Origin of the sequence: Desulfobulbus sp. (assembly GCF_031547805.1) — a bacterium.
In the GTDB taxonomy this organism is placed as follows: domain Bacteria; phylum Desulfobacterota; class Desulfobulbia; order Desulfobulbales; family Desulfobulbaceae; genus Desulfobulbus.
The window spans coordinates 25,951-51,162 of sequence record NZ_JAVBRQ010000041.1 but is presented as its reverse complement, the minus strand read 5'-3'; the positions used below and the strand labels follow the sequence as shown (position 1 = coordinate 51,162).

Sequence of the window (25,212 nt, the reverse complement as noted above, 5' to 3'; positions counted from 1 at the left end):
GGAGAATGTCATGGTGTATTCCACGCGGTATGCATCGCCTTTGGGGCCGCTCACCCTGGCGAGTGACGGCCAGAGCTTGGTTGGACTGTGGATGGAAGGGCAAAAGTATTTTGGCGGCACCGTCAAAGGCGATTTTTGCGACCAAAACGACCTGCCGGTGCTTGCGGACGCCAGGAAATGGCTCGATGCCTACTTTGCCGGAAAAAAACCGACCATATCGGCGCTGCCCCTGGCACCCGCCGGCGGCGAATTTCGCCGGAGCGTGTGGGGCATTCTGTGTGAGATTCCCTACGGCGGGTATGTCACCTATGGCGAAATCGCCAAGCAAATGGCCGCCCGGATGCATAAAAAAACCATGTCGAGTCAGGCTGTGGGCGGCGCGGTGGGGCATAACCCCATTTCGATCATCATCCCCTGCCATCGGGTCGTGGGGGCAAACGGCAGTTTGACGGGATATGCCGGGGGCATCGGCAAAAAGATCAAGCTGCTGGAACTCGAAGGCGTCGACATGTCCAACTTGTTCGTGCCCAGCAAGGGCACGGCCCTGTAGGAGCGAACACCGCTCCTCCGGCGTCAACCGTCTTCCATAACCGCTCCACAAATACCTTGTCCCGGCCATCCATGCCGAGTTGGCAACCCCGGTCCTTGACCGTCCGGACAAATCCCTCGGCAGTGAATTACCGGCCTCGATCGGTATTGTCGATTTCATGCCTATCATGGCGGGTGGCGTGAGACGGCCTCACCGCATTTTTACAAGCGCCTTACCGTAATTTTCTCGATAGTTCGTTGACATTATCGGCGCGCCGATAGATCGCGCATGGCGAGGGCTCTGCAAATCTCGACATCCTCCTGGAAGGGCATTCACCGGCACTTGACGAGGAGAAGGACAGGACTATTCTTGTCAGAAACGAGCAATCTATCCGCAAGGTACGCAAAAACGTAAGGAGCCTCCCATGCTGAATCATAATTTCCACGATGTCATTTCCCAGGAAGGTATTGTTGCCATCGTATCTTGGGGAAATGGTGAACCTCATGTCGTCAATACTTGGAATAGCTACCTGATTATTCAAGAGAACGATAAAATTCTCATCCCCGCAGCCGGAATGCGGAAAACGCAGGCCAATACAGAGATCAATGACAAAGTGAAGTTGACCGTGGGCAGCAGGGAAGAAGGAGGAAAAAAGATGGGCAGGGGGTTTTTGCTTGAGGGAACTGCAAAATTTCTAAAATCTGGTCCCGAGTATGACCTCATGAAGGCAAAATGCCCGTTCACTAACCGCGTTCTCATCGTGACCGTCACCTCTGTCACAAAAACGCTGTAAGGCTCATTGCTGGCACAACGTAAACAAACAAACTGATATCCTCATCGGAACTCTTGTTCATTTACAACGAGGGAGAAACTCGTGTCCCGTGCGGTTCATTCCGCCATGCATTAAACAGCCACCGGTTTGAAGTTGGTGGGTTTGAAGTGGCGGACTGAAAGTCCAGCTAAACTGGCAGGCTGCACAGCCGGTTCACGGCTCAACATCAAAGCCGTCATGGGGACTCGGTTCAAAATGGTGCGAAAGGCAGTCTTCGATCATCTCTTTCACCAGTTCGCCAGCCCTCATCCAAAAAGAGCCGCGAGCCCAACAATGCTGCCCCAATAGCGTTTCTTCATCTGGGGAAATGCTTCAAATATCTTGCGGGAGGTCCTTTCACCCATCTCATGATCGTGGATGGCGAGATGTCGGGAGAGGACGATACCATAATATGGACGTGATACAGCGCTCGCTGGCGCTGAATGCCCAGCATGCCTGCATGTTCAGTTTTTTCTCCTTCACGGTCTCTGGGACCATCTTTGCACGCACAGCCATTGACCGCCCTGGCGGACAAAACCAGGGCCGTTGTCGGGCGGCTGTTGTCGGGCGCCAACGCTGTCTGTTCGGGGCGACTTGAAAAAGAGAAATGCAATCGGGTGATTGGCGTTCGATCCCTATTTTTTGGATAGAAAACATCTCCGATTTCTCCCTATTTTTCCTCTCTTGTCTTTCCGCCTATTCTCGATAAGTTACGGGGTCATAAAGAAAAAACATTGCCCGCGGATGGCCCGTGCAGGGCATGGGCCGGTTGCCGGGTTGGATCGAGATGCCGGCTTGTCAGTCACCCCTGGACACGGGAGCGGTCATGCTTGATGTCGCCTTGAAGTTTCTGCGGGATGAGATAAACGCCGCCCTGGCGCTTCGCACCGGTTCGGATGCCGTCAAGGTCCTGCTCACCCGGATCGCCGAGGAGACGGGCAAGTATGCCTTTGCCATCGACAACATCGGCTGCTCGGTCATCAATATCGAGGAGGAGCGGGTGTTCAAGGCCCAGATGCCCGACTATGCCACGGTCAACGGCCAGCAGGTGGCCACCTCGCCCGAACTCAAGCTCAATCTCCACCTGCTCTTTGCCGCCCATTTCACCCATTACGACCAGGCGCTGAAGTATCTGGCCCTGATCCTCACGTTTTTCCAATCGCATCCCGTCTTCACCTCCGACCGCTATCCGGCCCTGGCGCCGGCCTGCGGCAAATTGGTCGCGGAGCTGATCTCGTTCAACTACGAGCAGCTCAACCAGGTCTGGGCCTATCTCGGGGCCAAGCATCTGCCCTCGGTGGTGTACCGGGTACGTCTGGTCACGTTGCAGGAACGCGAGCCAAGCGGTATCAAGCCGCCCTTGACCTCCATCGCCACCACCTTCCACAGCCGATGAGAGCCTCGTTCCGCACCCTTTGCAGCCTGCGCGTGGACCACGCCTACTACGACCAAGGCCAGTGCCGGGATTTCGGCTTCGCGGCGCTTCCCGACACGGCCGGCCTGCTGAAAAACGGCCGATTGCTGGCCAGGAACCGGGATGGAGGGCTGCATCTGTTGTTCGAAGCCGACGAATCGGGCGCGCCGCTGCGGCCGTTGGCCCGGACCACCCTCCGCTTCGGCCTGCGGCTGCTCAACCCGCTGTTTGACCAGGTCACGGCCGAGGTGCCTTTCTTGCCCCTGTACCGCAACCGGGCGATCCCGACCGCGCTCGACCCGCCGATGGCGGTGCATTGGGCCGGCCGCCTCCTGAGTCACGGGCTGGCCCGAAAGGAGCGGCCGGCGACCGTCACCCTGCGTCGGCCGGACGGCCTGCCGGTGGCATCGACCACGGTGGAGGCCGGCCACGACCGCCCCGAGGTGTCGTTCGATCTGAGCGGCTGGCCGCCGGGCCTGTACCGGCTGGAGGAGACCTATCCGGCCGCCACCCTGGCCACCGACTATTACCTGGATGGCGAGGCGCTGGCCGCCGGCCTGTTCGGGATCGTGGAACTCACGGTCGCCCCCGGCTTTTATGCCGCGCCGCCGGCCCTGGTCCTCTCGTTCGCCGCCAGGGAAGAGCTTCTGCGCTATTACCTGGTGGTCGGGAAGTACACCGAGGCCGAATTCGCCTCCCTGACCGTGGACGATGCCGGTTTCGGCGAAGACCAACGGCCGCGGATTCTGTTCGACCGGGTGGAAGCCGCCGCCTTCGGCACCGGTGAATTGTCCCCAGGCCTGTTGGCCGACGATGGCCGACAGGTGGTCCTGTTTCGGTCGCGCGGGCCGGTGGCCCGGCAGGAGCGGGCCCGGCGGAACATCCAGCTGCGCAAGAACGGAGATGTCCTCATCAAGCATCTGCCCCAGGTGGGAGCCGCCGATGCCAATGGAGACGTGGTGATCCATATTTCTAAACCTTAGAGGAAGGACAATATGCCAACGTACAAGACGCCCGATGTGTATGTGGAGGAAATTTCGGTATTCCCGCCTTCGGTGGCCGAGGTCGAAACCGCCATTCCGGCCTTCATCGGCTACACCGAGATTGCCCGGAAAAAGACCGACGACGACCTGATCCTCAAGCCGACCAAGATCTACTCGTTCAAGGAGTACGAGCAGTATTACGGCGCCCCCGAGGACGACACCATCGAGCTGGTCGTCGTCGACGACGGCCAGGGCGGATTGAAGGTGAGTGCGTTCACCGAGCCGACGGTGCAATACCTGCTGGCCTACAGCGTCAAGATGTTCTTCGACAACGGCGGCGGTCAGTGCTACATCGTCTCGGTGGGCACCTACCAGGACAGCCCGACGATCGGCCTCACCGGCGACTCCTCCACCGAACCCACCAGCATGTATGGCCTGCGGGACGGCCTGGACGCGGTCAAGCTCGAGGACGAACCCACCCTCATCGTCATCCCCGAGGCGGTACGGCTGACCAGCGCCGACTACGCCACCCTGGTGCAGGCGGTACTGCTCCAGTGCAACACCCTGGGCGACCGCTTCGGCATCTTCGACCTCTACGGCGGCGCAATCGAGCTCGACGCCGCCACCCTGGCAACCAACCGGGACTATTTCGGCACCAGTTACCTGAAATACGGGGCCGCCTATTATCCCTTCGTCAAGACCGCCATGAATTTTCGGGTCAACGAGGGGGAAACCAACGTCCAGCTCACCTATGGCAGCGGATCGGCCGCCGGCCTCGACACCTTCAAGACCGCCAACACCGCCCTGTACAATTTCGTCAAGGCGGCGCTGAAGGAGCATTTCCTCACCCTGCCGTCCAGCGGGGCGGTGGCCGGCATCTATGCCGCCACCGACGCCAACCGCGGGGTATGGAAGGCGCCGGCCAACATCAGCCTGGCCGGAGTGATCGAACCGGCGATCAAGCTCGACAACGCCCGCCAGGACGGCCTCAACGTCGATGCCACCTCCGGCAAGTCGATCAACGCCATCCGGGCTTTCATGGGCAAGGGCACCCTGGTTTGGGGGGCGCGCACCCTGGCCGGCAACGACAACGAATGGCGCTACGTGCCGGTCCGCCGGTTCTTCAACATGGTGGAGGAGTCGATCAAGAAATCGACCTACTGGGCGGTGTTCGAGCCCAACGACGCCAACACCTGGGTCAAGGTGCGCGGCATGATCGAGAACTACCTGATCCAGAAGTGGCGCGAAGGCGCCCTGGCCGGGGCCACGCCCAAGGACGCCTTTTTCGTCCGCTGCGGCCTGGGGGTCACCATGACCGCCCAAGACATCCTGGAAGGCAGGATGCACGTGGAGATCGGCATGGCCGCGGTCCGGCCGGCCGAATTCATCATCCTCAAGTTCTCGCACAAGATGCAGACCTCCTGAACCTGACGGTTCCGGACAGGCAACCTATTTCGCTACCAAAGCTATAAAAAGCCATAAGGACGACACCATGGAGAAAAACTATCCTCTTCCGGTCTTTCATTTTGCCGTCGAGTGGGGCGGCACCCGCATCGGCTTTTCCGAGGTCACCGGCCTGACCCAGGAAAACCAGGCCATCGAGTACCGGGACGGCTCCTTTCCGGAGTATTCGTCGATCAAGATGCCGGGCCTGCGCAAGTTCAGCAACGTCACCCTCAAGCGCGGGGTGGTCAAGAGCGACAACGAGTTCTTCGCCTGGCTGAACACCGTCAAGCTCAACAAGGTGGAGCGGCGCGACCTGGTGATCAAGCTGCTCAACGAGGAGCACAACCCGGTGATGGTCTGGAAGGTGCACAACGCCTTCCCGGTCAAGGTGGAAGGGCCGCAGCTCAAGGCCTCGGCCAACGAGGTGGCCATCGAGTCGATCGAGATCGCCCACGAAGGCCTCGAAGTGCAAAACGACTGATGGCCAATTACTACCCGCCGGTCAGCTTCCACTTCCTGGTCGAGGTGCTGGGCTTTACCGCCAACCGCCACGATGTCCGCTTCACCGAGGTCAGCGGGCTGGCCGTGGACCTGGAAACCGAGGAGTGCATCGAGGGCGGCGAGAACCGGTTCGTCCAGAAATACCCGACCCGCGCCAAGTACCAGGAACTGGTGCTCAAGCGCGGGCTGCTGGTCGATTCGGAGGTGACCGGCTGGATTCGCGCGTGCATCGAGGACCTGGCGATTGCGCCGAAGAACGTCGACATCAAGCTGCTCAACGACGAACATCAGCCCCTGATCACCTGGCACCTGGTCAACGCCTATCCGACCAAATGGTCGGTCAGCGATTTCAACGCCGCCAGCAACACGGTGAGCATCGAGACCATGCAGCTGTTTTATCAATATTTCACCGTGGACAGGGGGTAGGGCATGCCGGTGATCATCGACGAGGTCATCATTTCCGTGGAAGTGGACAACCGGGTTTCCGGCGGCACGGCCGCCCCGTCGACGCTCGATATCGGGGATCGGCAGGCCCTGGTGGCCGAGTGCGTGGAGCAGGTGCTGGAAATCCTCGAACAGAAGGCGGAGCGCTGAACGATGAGCGGGATGGGCAAGCTGGAAAAGCTGATGGTGCTGGCCTACGAGTCGCCGTCCTATGCGGGGACGCCGGTGGCGGAATTCACCGCCTTTGTCAATCCCGGCGAGATCACCCTCAGCTACGAGATGGAGTACGACAGCGCCCAGGGCGCGGGGACCAGCAACAGCCGGATGCAGTTCAAGAAGCAGAAGCCCGGCGATCTGAGCTTGAGCTTTTTCCTCGACGGCACCGGCGCGAACGGCAGCACCATCGACGTGCAGGCGGAGGTGGAGCGGTTCCAGGCGGTCACCGACTACAACGGCAATATCCACCGGCCCAACTATCTCAAGGTGATTTGGGGCACCATGCAGGTCCGGCGCTGCATCCTCAAGTCGGCCTCGGTGGTCTACAAACTGTTCAAGCCCAACGGCGTGCCCCTGCGGGCGGTGATCAACGCCACCTTCACCGACAACTCGGACGACCGCACCCGGGTGGCCATGGCGCGGGACCAGTCGCCGGATCTGACCCACGTCCGCGTCGTCAAGGCGGGCGACACCCTGCCGGGACTGTGCACGGCCATCTATAACGATCCCCTGTATTACCTGGAGGTGGCCCGGTTCAACCGAATCGACAACTTCCGCAACCTGCGGCCGGGCCAGAAGCTGGTCTTTCCGCCCTTGGAGAAATAGCCATTTTCGACCGACGCACCCTGCCCATCGCCGCCGAGCACCGGGCCTTCACCGTCAAGGTCGAGGGAGACGAGGTGGCGGGCGAACAGCACCTTTTGGCCGTAAGCGTGACCAAGACGGCCAACCGCATCGCCAGCGCCCGGCTGGTCTACGCCGACGGGGCCGCCGCCACCGGCGCCTTTCCCTTGAGCGAGGGCGAGCTGTTCGTGCCCGGCAAGGCGGTGGAGATCCTGGCCGGTCCGAGCAACGACCAGGTCCTGCTGTTCACCGGCATCGTGGTCCGGCAGAGCCTGAAAATCCGCGACCGGGCCACGCCGCAGCTGGTGGTGGAGTGCCGGCACAAGGCGGTCAAGCTGACCGTGGGGGCGAAAAACAGCTATTTCCGCGACCAGAACGACAGCGACATCGTCACCGGCCTGGTGGAAGGGGCGGGACTGGAGGCCAAGGTGGAGGCGACCTCGTTTACCCTCAAGCAGCAGGCCCAGTACGATTGCACCGATTGGGATTTCCTGCTGATGCGGGCCGAGGCCAACGGCCTGCTGGTGTTCACCAACCGGGCGGAGGTGGAGGTCAAGGCGCCGGCCATGGACGGCTCGCCGGTCTGCACCCTGCTGTTCGGGGCCACCATCCTGGAGATGGATGTGCAGATGGAGGCTCGGGGCCAGTACCAGGCGGTGACCGGGGTCACCTGGGATGCGGCCAGCCAGGAAATCGTGGCCAAGGAGGCCGTCGACCCCGGCATCGCCGCGCTCGGCAACCATGACGCCGGGCAACTGGCGCAAGTGGTCGGCCTGGACGGCTTCCGCCTGCAGCACGGGGCGGTGGCCGCCGAGGAGGCCCAGGCCTGGGCCGATGCCCAGTGGCTGAAGTCGCAGTTGAGCCGGATCACCGGCCGCATCAAGTGCGAGGGCATCGGCACGGTCGAACCGGGCGACATCGTCACCCTGGACGGGGTGGGCGGCCGCTTCAACGGCAATGCCTATGTCAGCGGGGTCCGCCACGATTTCGACCTGGCGCAAGGCTGGAAGACCCACCTCCAGTTCGGCGGGCTCGACGGCTGGCTGGGCCGGGAACACCAGGTGACGGCACCCAAGGCGGGTGCCCTGGTGCCCGGTATCAACGGCCTGCAGCTCGGGGTGGTCACCGGCAACGAAGACCCGGACGGCGAACACCGGGTGCGGGTGCGGATGCCCCTGGTCAGCGGCGACGAGGACGGACTCTGGTGCCGGGTGGCGATGCTTGATGCCGGCAACGAACGGGGCTTCTTCTTCCGGCCCGAGATCGGCGACGAGGTGGTGCTCGGCTTTGTCAACGACGATCCGCGCCAGGCCGTTATCCTGGGCATGCTGCACAGCAGCGCCAAACCGGCGCCGCTGGCCGGATCGGACGACAACCACGAAAAGGTCTACCAAAGCCGCAGCGGCATGAAGCTCTCCTTCAACGACGACACCAAGGTCATCCGGCTGGAAACCCCGAGCGGCAACGCGATCACCTTGAGCGAGGACGAGCAGGGCATCGCCATCGCGGACCAGAACGGCAACACCCTGGCCATGAACCAGGACGGCATCGCCATCGAAAGCTGCAAGGCCCTGACCCTCAAGGCTGCAACGGAATTGCTGATCGAGGCCTCGGCCGCCGGCACAATCAAGAGCGGCGCCGAGCTCAAGCTGGAAGGCAGCGGCGGCTGCGAACTGTTGAGCGGCGGCATCGCCAAGGTCAAGGGCTCGATGGTCCAGATCAACTGAAATGCAGATCAACTGAATCGGGCAGGGAGCGAACGCGATGGCGGCGGCGGTGCGGGTGGGGGATATCAGCGATCATGGCGGCACCGTTGTCGGGCCGGGGGCACCCACGGTGCTGATCGGCGGCAAACCGGCGGCGGTGGCGGGCGACATGCACGTCTGTTCCCTGCCGCCCAGCGGCCACCAGCCCACGGTCAGCCCGTTTCCCGCCGGCAGCGCCACGGTGCTGATCGGCGGCATGCCGGCCCTGCGGACCTCGGACACCTGCCTCTGCGGGGCCAAGGCCGCGGTCGGCGAACCAACGGTCAGCATCGGCTAAACGATCGGCAAGGAGCACCACATGAGCGACCACACGACCCAACCACTGCAGACCTCGTTTCTCGGCACGGGCTGGAGCTTTCCGCCCGAGTTCGTCCAAGCCACCGGTTCGGTGCGGATGACCGCAGACGAGGAGGATATCCGCGCCAGCCTGATCGTCCTGCTCGGCACGGCGGCCGGCGAGCGCTTCCTGGCGCCGGACTACGGCATCGACATGCACGAGCTGCTGTTCGAATCGCTGAGCACGACCATGCGGACCTACCTCAAGGACCGGGTCCGGACCGCGATCCTCATCCACGAACCGCGGATTGATCTGCTCGGGCTTGAGCTGGAGACCGCCGGGCAGCTCGACGGCCGTCTCGGCATCGTCGTCGACTACGAAGTGCGGGCCACCAATTCGCGCTACAACCTGGTCTACCCCTTTTACCTGTCCGACGGCAACGAGGCGCGGCGGACCGTGGCGGTCGAGTAACCGCGCGGCACAGGCAGGCACGGCATGGCTGAACAGACCATCATCGACAACATGATCTCCCGCCCCGGCCAGAGCCAGGGCGAACGCATGCCCACGGCCCTGGAGGCGCATCATGCCGACATCGACGAGCGCAACGGCGGCGACCTGTTGCGCTTCCTCCACCGGCTGGCCGCGCAAATCCGGTTCTACGGCCACGATCCGGACCGGGCCGACGGCGACTGGGCCGCCTTTCTGCCGGGGGACGACGAGGCGATTAAGCGCCTGCTTACCCACGACGCGGGCACGGCCGAGCCGCACCAGGCCCTGCTTGCCGCCTTTGTCGAGCTTTATAACCTGCCGCAGGAATTGATTAACCGCATCACCGGTCGGCACCTGGATTTTTTCTATTGCGAGGTGTTGCGGCTGGCCGGCCAAGGGCCGCGCACCGACCGGGCGCATCTGCTGTTCGAACTGAAAAAGAACGCCGAGCCGCTGATCGTCGGACCGGTACACCGGTTTTTCGTGGGCAAGCAGCGGGTGTACGCGCCCGAGGGCGAGACCGTGCTCAACCATGGCCGGGTGGTGGAGCTGCGCAGTTTCTTCGTCGATGCCGAGCAGCATGGCCGGGTGCTGATGGCGCCGGTGGCCAATTCGGCCGACGGCTTGGGCGGCGCCCTGGACCCGGCCGACCCCAAATGGTTCGGCTTCGGCCGCCGGCAACTCCCCCAGGCCGCGATCGGCTTCGGCCTGGCGGCGCCGGTCCTGCGCCTGCGGCAAGGAGACCGGACCATCACCCTGCGCTTGCGCCTGGCGGGCAGCATGTCCCATCTCGCTGGCCTCGATACCGCCTTCGAGCTCTACTTGAGCGGCGAGAAACGGTGGCTGGGACCCTTTCATCCGGACGAGGCGGCCTTTGCCAAAGATCCGGCCCAAGGCCTTGCCAGGGGCGCGGCCGGCACCGGCCTGCTGACCCTGAAGCTCGTCTTGCCGGCCGGGGAAAAGGCCGTCGTCGATTACGATTCGCGCATCCATGGCGGCGGCTATGCCGTCCAGGCGCCGATCGTGCAGGTGCTGGTGCGGGAGAGTTGCACGACCGTCGGTTACAAGGCCCTGCGCGGCCTGATCGTCACCCATGCCGAGGTAGGGGTTGCGGTCGCCGGGATGGCACCTGACACCGTGGCCAACGACCATGGCGCCCTGGATGCGGCCAAGGTGTTCCTGCCCTTCGGCAACCAGCCGGTGGCGGGCTCGCGCCTGGCGATCGGCTGTCCCGAGGCCCTGGACAAGCACTTGTCCGAGCTGCGCCTCACCATCCGATGGCACGACGCCCCGGGCCGGTTCGCCACCCGCTACGATGGCTACCAGGACGAAAACATCGGCAACCAGTCCTTTACCGCCCGAATCGCGTTCCAGGACGGCGGCAGCTGGCAGTGCTCCCAGGCCGGAGAGGCGCTCTTTGCCAAGGATGCCACCCAGCCACAGACCCTGACCTTCAAGCCGCCGGCCAGCCAGACGGTTGCGACGTCCTCATCACGTCCATCGCCCTCATCGCCGCAGGAGCGTTTGCAGGCCTTACAACAAATCAAGACCCGCTGGGCTTTTTCGGCGGCGCGCAGCGCCATCATGCTCCAGCCGGCCTTGGCCACCGGACGATCCGGCCCGGAGGCGGAGGAGCGAACCGTCGTCCTGGTTCTGGAACGCGGTTTCCTCCACGCCGAATACCGTAAGCAGTGCATCGAGCAGGTGGTGAGCTACAGCAAACAGGGCAAGGGCGACCTCAAGCTGATCGCCGAGCCGTACACCCCGGCCATCCGCGAGCTTTCGCTGGGCTACGAGGCCAGCTCGGGGAGCGTGGCCCTGGAGATGGGCGGCACGGAAAGCCTGGCGGCGGACGACTGTCTGCGGCCCGACCTCCAGTTCTTCCACCTCACCCCTTTCGGCCGGATGCGGGAACACGGCTTTTTGCGCAGCCAGGCGGGTTTGACCGACACCCGCGTGCGCCTGCTGCCCGCGTTCGACCACGAAGGAGAACTGCTGATCGGCTTGGCGCGCCTGCAGGGCGGCGACAGCGCCAGCCTGCTGTTCCAGGTGGCCGAGGGCAGCGCCGATCCCACCCTGGCGGCCCAGCCGGTCCTGTGGTCGGTGCTCTGCGACAACTACTGGCAACCGCTCGGCGAACAAGGCGTGGTCCGCGATACCACCAACAATCTGCGCACCAGCGGCATTATCACGTTCGTTTTCCCCCAGGCGGCCACCACCGAAAACACCATTCTGCCGGAAGGGCTGATCTGGCTGCGGGGCGCCGTGGCCCGCAATACCGCCGCCATGGCCCAACTGATCGAGGTGGCGGCCAACGCGGTCGAGGTCCGCCAACCCGGCATCGAGCCGATGGTGGCGGCCGCGGCCCTGCCCGCCGGTTCGATCGACAAGATGCGCGACCAACCCGCGGCGATCAAGGTCTTCCGCCAGCCCTATGCCGTCTTCGGTGGCCGGGCGGCTGAGTCGGAGGCGCAGTTCCGCACCCGGACGGCCGAACGGCTTCGCCACAAGAACCGCTGCATCACCCCGTGGGATTACGAGCGCATCGTCCTGGCCGCCTTTCCCGGCGTGCATCGGGTGAAATGCATCCCCCACGCCACCGACGGCTGCTGGCTGGCGCCGGGCAACGTGCTGCTGGTGGTGGTGCCGGATTTGCGCAACCGCAACGGCGTCAACCCGCTGCAACCCATGGTCGACGCCGACACTCTGGCGCGCATCGCCGACCATGTCGGCTCCCGGATCGGCGGCCAGGTGCACGTGTGGGTCCGCAATCCGCGCTACCAGCGGATTCTGCTCGACTTCAAGGTCCGCCTGCACCGGGGCCATGCCTTCAATACCTACAGCCAGGAATTGAACCGGGCGATTATCGGCCTGCTCTCGCCCTGGACCTTGGGGGAGGCGGGCCGCGACCTCGGTTTCGGCGGCACGATCTACAAGTCGGTGCTGCTCGATTGGATCGAGGATCTGCCCTATGTGGACGCGGTCGAGGAGATGCGGCTGCACACCGGATTCGAGGACCCGGCCGGCACCGCCGACCTCGACCTGGTGCGGCCGCTGACCCCGGACGCAGTCCTGGTTTCCGTTGCCAACCACCGGATCGGCGAGGCGGGATTGCCGTGATTGCCATCAACCACCATCGCGCCCCGGCGCGACAGCAATGCAACAGGCCATGCCCATGTCCATGCCGACCATGACCATTCCCAAAAAAAGGACCAACGAACCGGCGCTCGACCACCAGCGGCTGTTCGCCATCGGCCTGGCCCATGTCCAGCGCCTGGCCCGCCGGGTATGGACCGACTACAACCTCCACGATCCGGGCGTCACCATCCTGGAGCTGCTGTGCTACGCCCTCACCGACCTGGGCAACCGGGCCCAGATGCCGGTGCCCGACCTGCTGGCCACCGAGCACGGCAACCAGGCGAACATGGCCGGCCAGTTCGTCACCGCCAACCAAATCCTGCCCGGCAGGCCGCTGACCCTGCTCGACTACCGCAAGCTGCTCATCGACATTGCGGGGGTCCGCAACGCCTGGCTGCGGCCGGCCGGGCCGATCTATTACGCCGACACCGCCACCGGCGAACTGCGGCGCAGTCAACCCGCCGCCGAATCGACGGCGACGGCGGCAACGGCGATTGAGCCGATCCAGCTGGCCGGACTCTACGAGGTGCTGGTCGATTACGACTCCAATCTGTTGGCGGAGCAGCAGCGGGTCGAGCGGGAGGTGCGCCGGCGGCTGCAGGCCAACCGCAACCTGTGCGAGGATTTCGTTGCCTTCCGCCGGGTCGAGACCCAATCGTTTTCGCTGTGCTGCGAGCTGGAGCTGCGGCCCGACGCCGACCAGGCCGAGGTCCAGGCCGAGCTGCTGTTCCGGGTGCAGGCCTATCTGGCGCCACCGGTGCGGCCTTATTCCCTGGAAGAAATGCTGGCCCGGCACCGGGACGACGGCAGCCCGTATCCGGTCGATGAAATCTTCGACGGGCCGCTGCTCGCCTGCGGCTTCATCGACGATGCCGAGCTGGCCCGGGCCGAACTGCGGTCCGTGATCCGCCTGTCCGACGTGATCGGCCTGGTCATGGACATCGAGGGCGTGGCGGCGGTACGGCAAATCGTCGTCCAGGCGGACGGCCGGGAGCCGGCGGCCAATCCCTGGGCCGTGCCGGTGGACCAGGGAAAAAAGGCCCTGCTGAACCTCCAGCAGACCCGGATCGTTGCCTACAAACGGGCCATGCCGGTGGTGGCCGATGTCGGCCGGGTGCGGGCCCGCTTGGAGCAGCTGGCGCAGACGCAGGCCGCCCGGACCGACCGCGAACAAGTCGGTGATTTGCCGGTGCCGCTGGGCACCTTCCGGGCGCCCGCCGCCTACTATTCCGTCCAGAACCACTTCCCCCTGCTCTACGGCCTGAGCGAGGCCGGCCTCAGCGAGACCGCCTCCTTGGAGCGGCGGGCACAAGCCCTGCAGTTGAAGGGGTATCTGCTCTTCTTCGATCAGTTGATGGCCGACTACCTGGCCCAATTGGCCCATGTCCGCCACCTGTTCTCGCTCGACCCGGCCATGCGGCAGACCTATGTCCACCAGGCCGTGACCACTTTCAAGGATTACGGCAAACTCTACGGCACGACCGATGCGGACGAGATCCTCCGGCTGATCGAGGCTGGGGCAACGGATGGGGACGACCGCGAGCGGCAGGTGCAACTGGCACGGCGCAACCGTTTCCTCGATCACCTCGTCGCCCGGTTCGCCGAGCGGTTCACCGAATACGCCCAGTTGATGTACGCCGAGTTCGGCGCCACGCCCGAGCAGCTCATCGCCCACAAATGCGCCTTTCTCGAAAACTATCCGCAAACATCGGCCGCCAGGGGCCTGGCTTACGATGCCAGCCTGCGGGAAGACGCCGAGCTGTGGAACTCGGACAACATTTCGGGCCTGGAGCGGCGCCTGGCCGGACTGCTGGGCATCCGCAACCCGTCGCGCCGCAATCTCGGCGATATCGCCTTCGACATCTACGTCGAGGTGGATGACACCGAGGGCGACGAATTCCGTTTTCGCATCCGCAACCGGGACACCGGCAAGATCGTCCTCAGCGCCAGCACCCGTTACCCGACCTCGGCCCAGGCTTGGGAGGCCCTGCGCACCGCCATTGCCTGGGGGCAGTCGGGCGGCAGCTATCAACGCCGGCAGAGCAGCGACGGCCGCCACTATTTCAACGTGGTCGACGACCGCGAGCGCGTGGTGGCACGGCGGATCGAGTACTTCGCCGATCCGGCCCGGATGGAGGCGGCCATCGCCGAAACCATGGAGTATCTGCGGGTCAACTACAGCGAGGAGGGGATGTATCTGGTCGAAAACATTCTCCTGCGGCCCGACCCGGAGCACGAGGCCGATGGCGACGGGCCGGACCCCCTGTTGCCGATCTGCCCGGATGCCGGCCATCCGGACTGCGGCGGGCTCGATCCCTACAGTTACCGGATGCATCTCATCCTGCCGGCCTATGGCAGCCGCTTCCAGTCGATGGCGTTTCGGCGCTTTGCCGAGGAGGTGATCCGGCAGGAGACCCCGGCCCACATCCTGCCCAGGATCTGCTGGGTGGGCAAGGAGGCCATGGCCCGGTTCGAGTCGGCCTACCGCGATTGGCTGCAGCTCAAGTCCGGCCGCGAACGGAGCCGGCGGCGGGAGCGGCTGGCCCGGTTCGTCGGCGAGCTGTATTCGCTGCGCAATGTCTATCCCCGGCAGCGGCTGTACGAATGCGACGCGGACGAGGGCCGGGAAAAATTCATCCTCGGGCAAACCTGCCTGGGGTCGGAGCCCAATCGGGATGCCTGAGCGGCGCAAGGCGGCCCGGAACAGGACGGCGGTGCGATTGCCGCATTGGTTTTGAAAGAGGGACATCATGGCAGAAATATATCGCAGTCTCGGGCAGGTCGCGGCGGCCTACGCCATCTTCGAGCAGAATCAGGTGCTGAGCCACCGGGAACTCAACAGCGTGGGCGCCTATCTGGACGGCCAGGAACGCGGGACGCGGCTGGCCCTGTTGGGGGCGGGTATCGTCAACGGCCTGCGCCTGAGCCGGAAACACGATGCGGTGGTGTTGAGCGCGGGCATCGGCCTGACCACCGACGGCGATCTCATCCATCGCACCGGCGAAACCGTCTACCCCTGGTTCCGTCCCTACCGGGCGGCCACCCGGCCGGCTTACGCACCCTTCGGCGGCAACGACGGGAAGCCCGCCGTCGAGCCGATCTACGAGTTGGTCGAGAGCCGGGAGAGCAATACGGCGGACCTGGCGGAACTGAGCCTGTTCACCGAGCGCACCGGCCTGCAACTGGAAAGCATGGTCGGGGTGCTGTTGATGGAAAGCGCCGTCACCGAGTTCGACCTCTGCACCGGCACCGATTGCGACAATCTCGGCCAGGAATGCCGCCACATCCCGCGGCTTTTGCTGGTCGAACAGGCAGGGGCCCAGGGGCTGCTGGAACAGGTGGCCACGCCGCGGCAGGCCTTTTTCGAGCTGGATGAGATCGTCGTGGTCCGGCCGGTGCTCGCCGCCGCCGACAACACCCCCAACCGGCTGGCCCAGGTGTTCCGCACCGCCTGCACCGCCCTCGGCGGCAGCCTGGGCGCCGGCCTGACAAGGCTCTATCCGGTCTGCGCCCCCTTTGTCGGCGATCTGTTCGCCGACGGCGATCCGGCCCCCTCCTGGCTGAAGCAGCTGCAAGGGTGGCAGGGGCATTTTAACGCCACCGGCGAGTCCATCCAGTATTACTACGATTTCCTCAAGGACCTGGCGGAAACCTGGAACGATTTCCGCGCCTGCCTGGCCGGCGACCGCACCTGGAATTGCCCCGACCCGCTGGCCTTTCCCAAGCATCTGCTGCTGGGAACGGTCGATGCCGCAGCCGGCGGCGAGACCTTGCGGACCGCCTTCTATCCCTCGCCCCTGGTCAGCCATACCGCCGGCCAGCTGCGCCATGCTCGCTTCCTGGCCGGCAAGATCGACACCCTGATCCGCACCTTTACCGTGCCCACGGGTACCAAGGGTGCCGGAGATGCGGCCATCCGGATCACCCCCAGCCGCAGCGAGGAGGCACCGCTGGAAGAGCGGGCCATTCCCTGGTATTACCGGGTGAATACCACCATCCCTATTCACCTCCAGTGGAATTTCCGCCTGCGCGAGATGGGCATGGCCACCGCCAATTACTCGTACAATGCGGAATTCTACGGTGCCACCGGCGCCGCCGCCCAGCCCCTGGCCGCCGCTTGCGGCCGTTATCCCTTTTTCCGGATCGAGGGACACCTGGGCCAGCCGGTGACGACCGTGACCACCGCCTTGGAAAAACTGATCGAAAAATGGAACCTGCCCATCGCGGTGCGCGCCATCGCGCTCGGCATCGACCGGACCAAGGTGGTCAAGCGGCCGGGCATCCGCTACACCGATCTGCATCGGCTGCATTACCTGTTCCGCCAGGACGTCAGCAAACAGCTGGGCGAGGCGATCCGCTTCAGCCAGAATTTCAAGCAGAAAGTGGACAAGGCGGTCCGGGCCGAGGTCATCGCCAACCGGGCCGACGATGCCGGGGTCACCTACACCGGCTACGCCAAGGACAAGAACACCGAGCTGGCGCGCAACGCCGCGAAGGTCCGCACGGTGCTCAACCGCAGCTATTCGCAGTACAAAACCGACACCACCTGGAAGGCGAACGTCGCCCCGGCCCTGGAGGCGGCCGGCCGGTTCAAGACCCGGCTGTCGGAAGTGGTGAAAACCGAATTCGCCACCCCTTTCGACACCCTGATCGGCAACGACCGGATGCACTGGCTCGACTGGCTCGACGACATCATCAAGGCCAAAGACGAGCAGGAAGACGACAAGCTCCTGTTCGCCTCCTTCCTGGCCGCCCATCCCGGCCTCGAACATGCGGGCGGCGTCGCGCGCGGCGGCACCTTCGTGCTGGTGCACGACCAGGAGCACAAGGTGGTGGCCGATTTCATGCTGCCCTATTTGTGTCGCGAGGAGGCCGAGGCGGAACCGGCCCAGCCGGCGATCGACAAGCCGAGTCTGCGGCCGGGCTGGGTGGTCGGCAACGGCATCACGGTGTTGCCTTCGCGCAACGAATTCGTCCGGGACAAGCTGAACGTGTTCCGGGACGATCAGGTGACCTCGCTCATCCGGGACCAACTGACCGGCTTCAAGAACGAGCACCTCGATACCCTGCGCGACAAGGTCGAAACCAACCTGACGGCCCGAATCGATGCCCTGCAGAAGGAGTATCTCGGCACGGTCAAGGAATCGACCAACCTGATGGGCAACGCCCTGATCTCCCAGAAGGAGCGGGTGAGCGTGGGCGACAAGGTTGCCGGCTATGCCGACGCGGGACTGCAGACCATGGTGGCCGCGGCCAAGGAAAAGGAAACGGTGGCCAGGTACCTGACCGAAAAGGCGGCGCAGCCGGGGCTCGGCGAAGCGCAGCGGGCCGCCTACCGGCAACAGGCCGACGAGGCCGAAAACGATCTGGCCGTGGCGATTGCCGATGCCACCCAGTACATCGCCGATGCCAAGATTGATGTCGCGGTCGGCAGTGAAGGCATGGCCGCCCTGCTGGCCTTGAACAGCAACTTGGGGTCGGTCACAAGCGAGGCGGCGGCCAAGACGGTGGATGCCCGGCTGGGTGCCATCAAGGCCACCACCGCCAACTCCGGCCTGGCGCTGGTGATGGGCGCCATGACCATCGGCAAACAGAGGTAGAAACGATGAGCGAGACCCTGTTCGACCACCGCATTCGGACCTTGCGCTGGATGGTAGCGGCCAACACCGCCGAGGAGGCCTTTGCCTGGCGGTCTTTTGTCCATTTCCGGGGAACGGAGCAGCTGATCGCGGCAATGGCGAAGCAATGCGACGCGGCCGCCGCCGACGGCGAGGTGATCCGCATTCCCCGGCTGCGGCTGCACCTGCGCCTCAACTCGGCCGAGGATCTGGCCGACCAATTGCCGGAAGCGATCCGCCAGGAATGGGGCCGCCTGTTTCCGGCCGGGCGGCCGCCGGGCGGCACCGAGCAGGCAACCGGGGGCGCGGCCATGGCGGCTCCGGGCGAATCGGCCGCAATGACGCCGAAGTGGCGTGCCGTCGGCCAAGACAACGCTGCGGCGGACGAAATCGGCGGCTGGATCGAGTGGGACGAAACGGACGAAGAGGACGAGACGGACGACTGGGGCCAGGGAGCGGCCTCGCCCGCCGATGCCGGGCAGCGGCCGCAGCCGGAGGCGGAACACAGGAACAGACGCTTGCTGGTGCCGGTATCCGGCGGACGCCGGCTGCACGACCTGCTCCAATATCTGCGCACCGGCTATTTGCCCTGGGAAGCGGCGGGCGGCGAGGTCGGCGAGCTGCACCGCCGGCTGGCCGAAACCAGGCGGCGGCAGTGGCCGGCGGTGCTGGACTTCCTGCACCGCCAACCCCAGCAGGTCCCGTTTTTCTTCCGGCTGCTCCACCTGGTCGCGCCTGGGGAGATCGGTCCGGTGCTCGACGACTGCCTCGAGCGACTGCCACCGGGCGAGGGCAGGGCCTTGGCCGCCGCCAGCCTCGACGTGTTGTGGGATGACGCGAGGGGCTTCGACCGTTCGGCCCGGCTGATGCTGACCGCCGCGGTTCTGGCGCCTCTGGCCGGTGGTGGTGCCGACCGCCTGGCCGGACCCGAGGCGGTGCGGGCCGCCGTGACGGCTTCGGTGGCTGCGGCCTGCGAACCGGCGCTGGCCGAACGGTTCCTCGGTCTGCTGCCGCCGGAGCCGCGCCAGCCCGAGGACAGCCCGCACCCGGCCCGGACCGAGGCACCGGCGGCGATTGTCCATCCGGCCGGCGGCCTCATCCGTCCGGAAGATGCCGCCAACGGGACAAAGCGACCGGAACCGGTTCCGGATCTCTATCCGCTCCGGATCAGCCAGGCCGGGTTGGTGCTGTTCCATCCCTATCTAAGCCGGTTGTTCGTCCGCTGTCGCCTGATGGAACCGGGCGACAAGGGGCTGACTCGGGCCGCTCTGCCGCGCATGGCAACCCTGTTGCACTATCTGGCCACCGGCCGGGAGCGGGCGCTGGAATTCGAACTTGGGCTGGTCAAGATCCTGCTCGGGCTCGATCCCCTGACACCGGTGCCGGTGTGCGAGGGGCTGCTCACCGAGGCCGACAAGTGGGAGGCCAGGGAGCTGCTGGCGGCGGCTGTCGGCCATTGGGGTGCTTTGCGCGACACCTCGCCGGAAGGGATGCGCACCTCGTTCGTCGAGCGGCCCGGCCTGTTGCGGCCGATCGAGGCCGGCTGGCGGCTCAACGTCGAGCGGCGCGGCTGGGACATCCTCCTGGACCGGCTGCCCTGGAGCATTTCCTTGATCAGACTGCCCTGGATGGGCCGGCTGCTGCTGGTCGAGTGGTGAGGCCCGATGCGTGACAACGCCCGCGACCTCGAGCTGGAGCTGGAATGGTTCGCTCAGGTGCTGGAGGCTCGGCTGGCCGCCTATTTCAAGCCCGAGGACCGCGGACCGGAGCGGGACCCGGTGCCGCCGGACCTGGGCGCCAGCGCCTCCTGGTATGCCCGTTTTCTCGACCGCCACCGGCTGTCGACAGACGAGAGGCTGGTGCTGCTGCTGGCCCTGATCCCCCATGTCCGGCCTCAACTGCTGGACGTGCTCTGGAGCAGGAACCAGACGCTTGAGCGCGGGTTCACCGAATTCGGCGGGATGCACGGTGCCAGTCACGGCGGCTTTCTCCCCACCGGCGAAACCGCCGCCTTCCTGCTGGCCGGGGACGATCTCGCCGCCCGTTTCGCCTTGATGGCGATGTTCGCCGGCGACCATGTCTTTGCCCGCCAAGCTATCCTGCGACTGGCACCGGCCGCCGCCGGCGAACCCCTGCTGAGCGGCGCCCTCACCCTGTCGCGGGAATATGTGGCCTGGCTGACCACCGGCACCGGGCACAAACCCAACTACAACAGCGAATTCCCGGCGCGGTTGATCGCCACCCGGCTCGAGTGGGACCACCTGGTGCTGCCGGCCTTCACCCTGACCCAGTTGGAGGAGATCGAACACTGGATTCGTCACGGCGGCCGTCTGTTGAAGGAGTGGGCCATGGAGGACAAGCTGGCGCCCGGCTTCACCGCCCTGTTCCACGGGCCGCCGGGCACCGGCAAGACCCTGTCCGCCTGCCTGCTGGGCAAGCATTGCGGCTGCGACGTCTACAAGATCGACCTGAGCATGATCGTGTCCAAATACATCGGCGAGACCGAGAAGAACCTGGCCAAGATCTTCGACATGGCCGAGCACAAGCGGTGGATTCTCTTTTTCGACGAGGCCGATGCCCTGTTCGGCAAGCGGACCAGGGTCGACGACGCCCACGACCGCTACGCCAACCAGGAAATCAGTTTCCTGCTCCAGCGGATCGAGGAGTTCAACGGCGTGGCCCTGTTGGCCTCCAACATCAAGGCCAATATCGACGACGCCTTTGTCCGCCGCCTACACACGGTGATCCATTTTCCCATGCCCAAGCCGGCGGAGCGGCTGCGCATCTGGCAGGGGGCCTTCCCGGCCAAGGCCCGGCTGGCGGCGGATATCGATCTGGGGCGGATCGCCGAACGGCACGAGCTGGCCGGCGGCACGATCATGAACGTGGTCCGCTATGCCTGTCTGCGGACGCTAAACCGCGACAGCGACACCATCCTTCTGGAGGAGGTGGAAGAGGGCATCCGCAGGGAACTGCACAAGGAGGGCCGGATCGCATGAACCGGGAAACAATGGTCCAGGGAGCTCTTGTGTCGATATTTTTGCTAAACGGGTAGGGCGCAGCCGTGGAAAAAGCCCAGCAACAGACAGCGGGGCGCAGTGCCGCGCGGCCGGCCGCGGCCCAGGCCGTGCAGCGGCGCCCGACCGCGCAGGGGTGCGGACCGGTGGCGGTGCAGTGCAGCCTGAAGCTCTCTTCCCCCGGCGATCCGGCCGAACGGGAAGCCGAGGCATGGGCCGGGAAAGTGGCGCGCTCGGCACCGAAAAACGGAGCCGGGCCAGCACGCACCGAGGCGGCCGGCGCCTGGGGACAGGCCCGCACCGGTGCCACTGTCTCACCCGCCCGGCTGGTCTCGCCCTATCTCGCCCGCTTTGCCGGCTCGCAGGCGCAGGTCGCGCCCATTGCCCACCCGGCCGACCCGGCAAAAGGGGGAGCGACCGCCGGGCTCGGGGTGTCGGCCGCGATTCGGGCCACGACCGGGGGCCTGCCGCTGCCGCCGGCCACGCGCCGGTTCATGGAATCGAGCTTTCAAGCCGATTTCGGCGCGATCCGCATCCATGCCGACGACCGGGCGGCCCGGCTCAACACCGAGTTGCAGGCCCGGGCCTTCACCGTTGGCAGGCACATATTTTTGAGCCGAAACAGTTTCCGCCCGGAAAGCGATGCCGGCAAGGAGCTGCTGGCCCACGAGCTGACCCACACCATCCAGCAGGGCGCGGCCGTCCAGGTCCGGCGCAGCGCGCTCCCGGCGGTGTCGGTGGCCGGTGTCCCGGCGGTGCAGCGGCTGGGCGTGGGCGACGCGCTCGACTTTTTCGCCCGCCACGCCGAAGATATCCCCGGCTTCCGCCTGCTCACCCTGGTGCTTGGCCGCAACCCGATCAACATGCGGGCCGTCGACCGCTCGCCGGGCAACCTGCTGCGCGCGGCCGTCGAGCTGATGCCGGGCGGCGCCATGCTCATTCGGGCGCTCGACAACCACGGCCTTATCGACCGCGCCGCCGGCTGGGTGCAGCAGCGGTTTGGCGAGCTGGGCCTGGCCGCCGGCTCCATCCGCCAGGCAATCGACCGCTTCCTGGGCTCGCTGGGCTGGACCGACATCTTCAACCTGGGCGGCGTCTGGGAGCGGGCCCGGTATCTGGTCGCCGAACCCATCGCCCGCATCGCCGCCTTGACCGGCAACCTGGCCGCCGGCGTGCTGCAGTTGATCCGCGAGGCGATCGTGCGGCCCCTGGCTGGGCTGGCGCGGGGTACCCGCGGCTGGGACCTGCTGTGCGCGGTGCTCGGCCGCGATCCGATCAGCAACGATGCGGTGCCGCGCACGGCCGAGACCTTGCTCGGCGGCTTCATGCGCCTGATCGGGCAGGAGGAAATTTGGCGGAACCTGCAGCGGGCCAATGCGGTCAATCGGGCCTTCGCCTGGTTTGCGGGCGCGCTCGAGGAACTGCGCGGCCAAGTCGTTGCCCTGCCGCAACTGGTGCTCGATACCCTGCGCGGCCTGGGCATCGCCGATTTGTTGTCGCTGCCGCAGACCTTTGCCCGGATCGGGCGCCTGTTCGGTTCGTTCCTCGCCGGCTTTGTCACCTGGGCCGGCCGGCAGGTCTGGGCCCTTTTGGAGATCGTGTTCGATGTCGTCGCTCCGGCGGCCATGCCCTATCTGCGCCGCGCCGCCGCGGCCTTCCGCACCATCGTCGCCGACCCGGCGCGCTTTGTCGGCAATTTGGTCCGGGCCGCGGCGCAGGGATTGCGGCAGTTCGCCGCCAACGTCGTCACCCATCTGCGCGGCGCCGTCGTCGGCTGGCTGACCGGCACCCTGGCCGGGGCCAACATCTATATTCCGAAGGCTTTCACCTTGCGGGAAATCGTCAAGTTCGTGTGCAGCGTGCTCGGACTGACCTGGCACAGCATCCGGGCCAAGCTGGTTCGGGCGGTCGGCGAGCCGGCGGTGGCGGCGATGGAGAGGGGATTCGACTTCGTGGCGGCCTTGGTCCGCGAAGGCCCGGCCGCGGCCTGGGAACGCATCCGCGAAAGCCTGACCAACCTGCGCGAGCTGGTGATGGAGCAGGTGCTGAACTTTGTCCGCACCAAGATCGTGGTGGCGGCGGTGACCCGGCTGGTGGCCATGCTCAACCCGGCCGGCGCCTTTATCCAGGCGATCGTCGCCATCTACAACACCATCATGTTCCTGGTCGAGCGGATGCGCCAGATCGCCCAGGTCGGCGCGGCCTGCATCGATTCCTTGGCCGCCATCGCCGGCGGGGCCATCGAGGCGGCCGCCAACCGGGTGGAACAGACCATGGCCGGCCTGCTGACCCTGGTGATCAGCTTTCTCGCCCGCCAGGCCGGTCTGGGCCGGGTCAGCGACGCCATCGTCGATATCATCAACAAAATCCGCCAGCCCGTGGACCGGGCTCTGGACCGGGTGGTGGACTGGATTGTCCGCCAGGGCCGCCGTTTCCTGGGGGCGGCGCGGGAGGCTGCCGGCCGTGCCGCCGGTTGGTGGCGCCGGCGCAAACCCTTTCGCACCGCCGGCGGCGCGAGCCATGAGGTCTATTTCGTCGGTGACGAACGCAATCCGCAAGCGATGGTGGCCAGCCAAGACCCGTGCCCGATTCCCGATCGCCTCGACCAGTTTGCGCGCATGGCCCGCGAACCCAAGGCATCCAAAAAACAACGCGACTCGCTGAACATCATCGATGCCACTCGGAAAGCGCTGGCCCGTAATCCCGACGACCCGATCATCGTCGTCAACCTGCGGGAGTTATTCGGGGTGTTTGAGAAAACCGTGCATCGGAACCACGAGTACAAGCAAAAGTTCGGCACGATCGGCGGCGATCCGACCGGCACCACGGTCGGCACCTGGATGCGTATCGCCAGGTTGAACAGGGCCTTTGTCGGCAGCCATCCGGGCAGCGAACCGCAATCGGGTGCCCAAAAACCTTTGATGGATTTGCTGGAAACCGATCCCGGGCAGAAGAGCCCCGGCAAGTATATCAAGGGCCATCTCCTCAATCACCGCCTGGGCGGCATCGGCAACCAGGAAAACATGTTTCCGATCACCGGCAATGCGAACAGCCAGCACTACCACAGTATCGAAAAGCGCGTCATCGACTGGGTCGTCAAGGGCAGCGAGGAAAACTGGGCGACCTATGAGGTCGAGGTGAAGAACGCCAAGGCCGATATCGAGACCAAGCGGCCGGTCTGGTACAACTGGGTCAATGCCACCCTGCAATGCCGTGCCACTCTGAAGGATGGCGATAATCAGGACAAGGATACCATCGGGGCCACCGTCACCTCCGAATATTTGGTGCGGCATGAGGCCGAACGCACGAAGGGAGAGCTCCGGTAGGGCTGCCGGCAAATCGTGGACCGCCATTTTTTCCTGTTGACGTCGGGCAGGCCGGGGCATACGATTGCCGCCCTCATTCCGGCCGCCCGAAGGCGGTGGCCGGACCGCATCAACGAGATGAACGTATGAAGAAAACGCGAACCGGATACGAACAAGGCCAGCCGACCACCATGGACCGGGCGCTGCCCGAGGTCTTCGCGACCAAGCAGTGGGGGGCGCAATGGCGGCTGTTCCGCCTGCTGGGCAAGTGGCCCGAGGTCGTCGGCGCCGAGGTCGCCCAACTGACCTATCCCGCCTTTTTCCGCCGCGGAACCTTGTGTATTTTTGTGCAAAACTCCGCTTGGATGCATCATCTGCAGTATGTCAAGGCCGAACTGGTCACCCGCATCAACCAACACCTTGAAGACCAGCCCATCACCGATATCCGTTGGCAGCTCCATGCTCCGGCCCCGTCGCCGTCCGCACCGCCTCTCCCCGGCCTGCGGGAGATCGACCCCCATCGGGAACACTCCTTTTGCCAGATGACCGAAGCCATTGCCAACCGCGAATGCCGCGAGGCCCTGCAACGGCTGTGGCGCTCCTTTGCCGCCCACAACGAAACGGAATAAGCCGC

19 protein-coding genes are annotated in these 25,212 nt (G+C 65.2%); all 19 read left to right on the top strand.

Annotated elements, in window-relative coordinates:
* Positions 1-10 precede the first annotated feature (10 nt).
* Complete coding sequence (locus RMR13_RS13950; RefSeq protein WP_310601238.1) at positions 11-550, top strand: methylated-DNA--[protein]-cysteine S-methyltransferase; 540 nt, start codon at positions 11-13, stop codon at positions 548-550.
* A gap of 403 nt (positions 551-953) precedes the next feature.
* A complete protein-coding gene (locus RMR13_RS13945; protein ID WP_309411351.1) occupies positions 954-1,322 on the top strand; it encodes a pyridoxamine 5'-phosphate oxidase family protein in 369 nt (122 codons plus the stop codon).
* Between the two features lie 844 nt (positions 1,323-2,166).
* On the top strand, positions 2,167-2,736 hold the full coding sequence (locus RMR13_RS13940) for a DUF4255 domain-containing protein (RefSeq protein ID WP_310601237.1): 570 nt from the start codon (positions 2,167-2,169) through the stop codon (positions 2,734-2,736).
* Complete coding sequence (locus tag RMR13_RS13935; protein ID WP_310601236.1) at positions 2,733-3,737, top strand: hypothetical protein; 1,005 nt, start codon at positions 2,733-2,735, stop codon at positions 3,735-3,737. Before RMR13_RS13940 ends, RMR13_RS13935 begins: the two co-directional genes overlap by 4 nt.
* Positions 3,738-3,749: 12 nt before the next feature.
* Complete coding sequence (locus RMR13_RS13930; RefSeq protein WP_310601235.1) at positions 3,750-5,162, top strand: phage tail sheath C-terminal domain-containing protein; 1,413 nt, start codon at positions 3,750-3,752, stop codon at positions 5,160-5,162.
* 67 nt (positions 5,163-5,229) lie between these two features.
* Positions 5,230-5,664: a phage tail protein gene (locus tag RMR13_RS13925; RefSeq protein ID WP_310601234.1), complete on the top strand. Its 435-nt coding sequence runs from the start codon at positions 5,230-5,232 to the stop codon at positions 5,662-5,664.
* Positions 5,664-6,110, top strand: a complete 447-nt coding sequence (locus tag RMR13_RS13920) for a phage tail protein (protein ID WP_310601233.1) — start codon at positions 5,664-5,666, stop codon at positions 6,108-6,110. The genes RMR13_RS13925 and RMR13_RS13920 overlap by 1 nt, the downstream gene beginning before the upstream one ends.
* 3 nt (positions 6,111-6,113) lie before the next feature.
* Positions 6,114-6,278 (top strand): DUF5908 family protein, encoded by a 165-nt coding sequence (locus RMR13_RS13915; protein WP_310601232.1) that lies wholly within the window; start codon positions 6,114-6,116, stop codon positions 6,276-6,278.
* A gap of 3 nt (positions 6,279-6,281) precedes the next feature.
* Positions 6,282-6,950 carry a hypothetical protein gene (locus tag RMR13_RS13910; RefSeq protein ID WP_310601231.1) on the top strand — a complete coding sequence of 223 codons (669 nt, stop codon included), beginning with the start codon at positions 6,282-6,284 and terminating at the stop codon, positions 6,948-6,950.
* 74 nt (positions 6,951-7,024) lie between these two features.
* Complete coding sequence (vgrG, locus tag RMR13_RS13905; RefSeq protein WP_310601230.1) at positions 7,025-8,695, top strand: type VI secretion system tip protein VgrG; 1,671 nt, start codon at positions 7,025-7,027, stop codon at positions 8,693-8,695.
* Positions 8,696-8,732: 37 nt separating this feature from the next.
* Positions 8,733-9,011 carry a PAAR domain-containing protein gene (locus tag RMR13_RS13900; protein ID WP_310601229.1) on the top strand — a complete coding sequence of 93 codons (279 nt, stop codon included), beginning with the start codon at positions 8,733-8,735 and terminating at the stop codon, positions 9,009-9,011.
* Positions 9,012-9,032: 21 nt separating this feature from the next.
* On the top strand, positions 9,033-9,482 hold the full coding sequence (locus tag RMR13_RS13895) for a GPW/gp25 family protein (RefSeq protein ID WP_310601228.1): 450 nt from the start codon (positions 9,033-9,035) through the stop codon (positions 9,480-9,482).
* Between the two features lie 24 nt (positions 9,483-9,506).
* Entirely contained in the window at positions 9,507-12,620 is a 3,114-nt protein-coding gene (locus RMR13_RS13890) for a baseplate J/gp47 family protein (protein ID WP_310601227.1), read from the top strand.
* Between the two features lie 37 nt (positions 12,621-12,657).
* Entirely contained in the window at positions 12,658-15,321 is a 2,664-nt protein-coding gene (locus RMR13_RS13885; RefSeq protein ID WP_310601226.1) for a hypothetical protein, read from the top strand.
* 67 nt (positions 15,322-15,388) lie between these two features.
* Entirely contained in the window at positions 15,389-18,238 is a 2,850-nt protein-coding gene (locus RMR13_RS13880) for a hypothetical protein (protein WP_310601225.1), read from the top strand.
* A 5-nt stretch (positions 18,239-18,243) separates the two neighbouring features.
* Positions 18,244-19,914: a contractile injection system tape measure protein gene (locus tag RMR13_RS13875; protein ID WP_310601224.1), complete on the top strand. Its 1,671-nt coding sequence runs from the start codon at positions 18,244-18,246 to the stop codon at positions 19,912-19,914.
* 6 nt (positions 19,915-19,920) lie between these two features.
* The gene (locus RMR13_RS13870) at positions 19,921-21,255 is read left to right on the top strand and encodes an ATP-binding protein (RefSeq protein ID WP_310601223.1); all 1,335 of its coding nucleotides are present in this window, start codon (positions 19,921-19,923) and stop codon (positions 21,253-21,255) included.
* Between the two features lie 65 nt (positions 21,256-21,320).
* Positions 21,321-24,599, top strand: coding sequence for a DUF4157 domain-containing protein (locus tag RMR13_RS13865; RefSeq protein ID WP_310601222.1), 3,279 nt, complete (start codon positions 21,321-21,323; stop codon positions 24,597-24,599).
* A gap of 125 nt (positions 24,600-24,724) precedes the next feature.
* A complete protein-coding gene (locus RMR13_RS13860) occupies positions 24,725-25,207 on the top strand; it encodes a DUF721 domain-containing protein (protein WP_310601221.1) in 483 nt (160 codons plus the stop codon).
* Positions 25,208-25,212 lie beyond the last annotated feature (5 nt).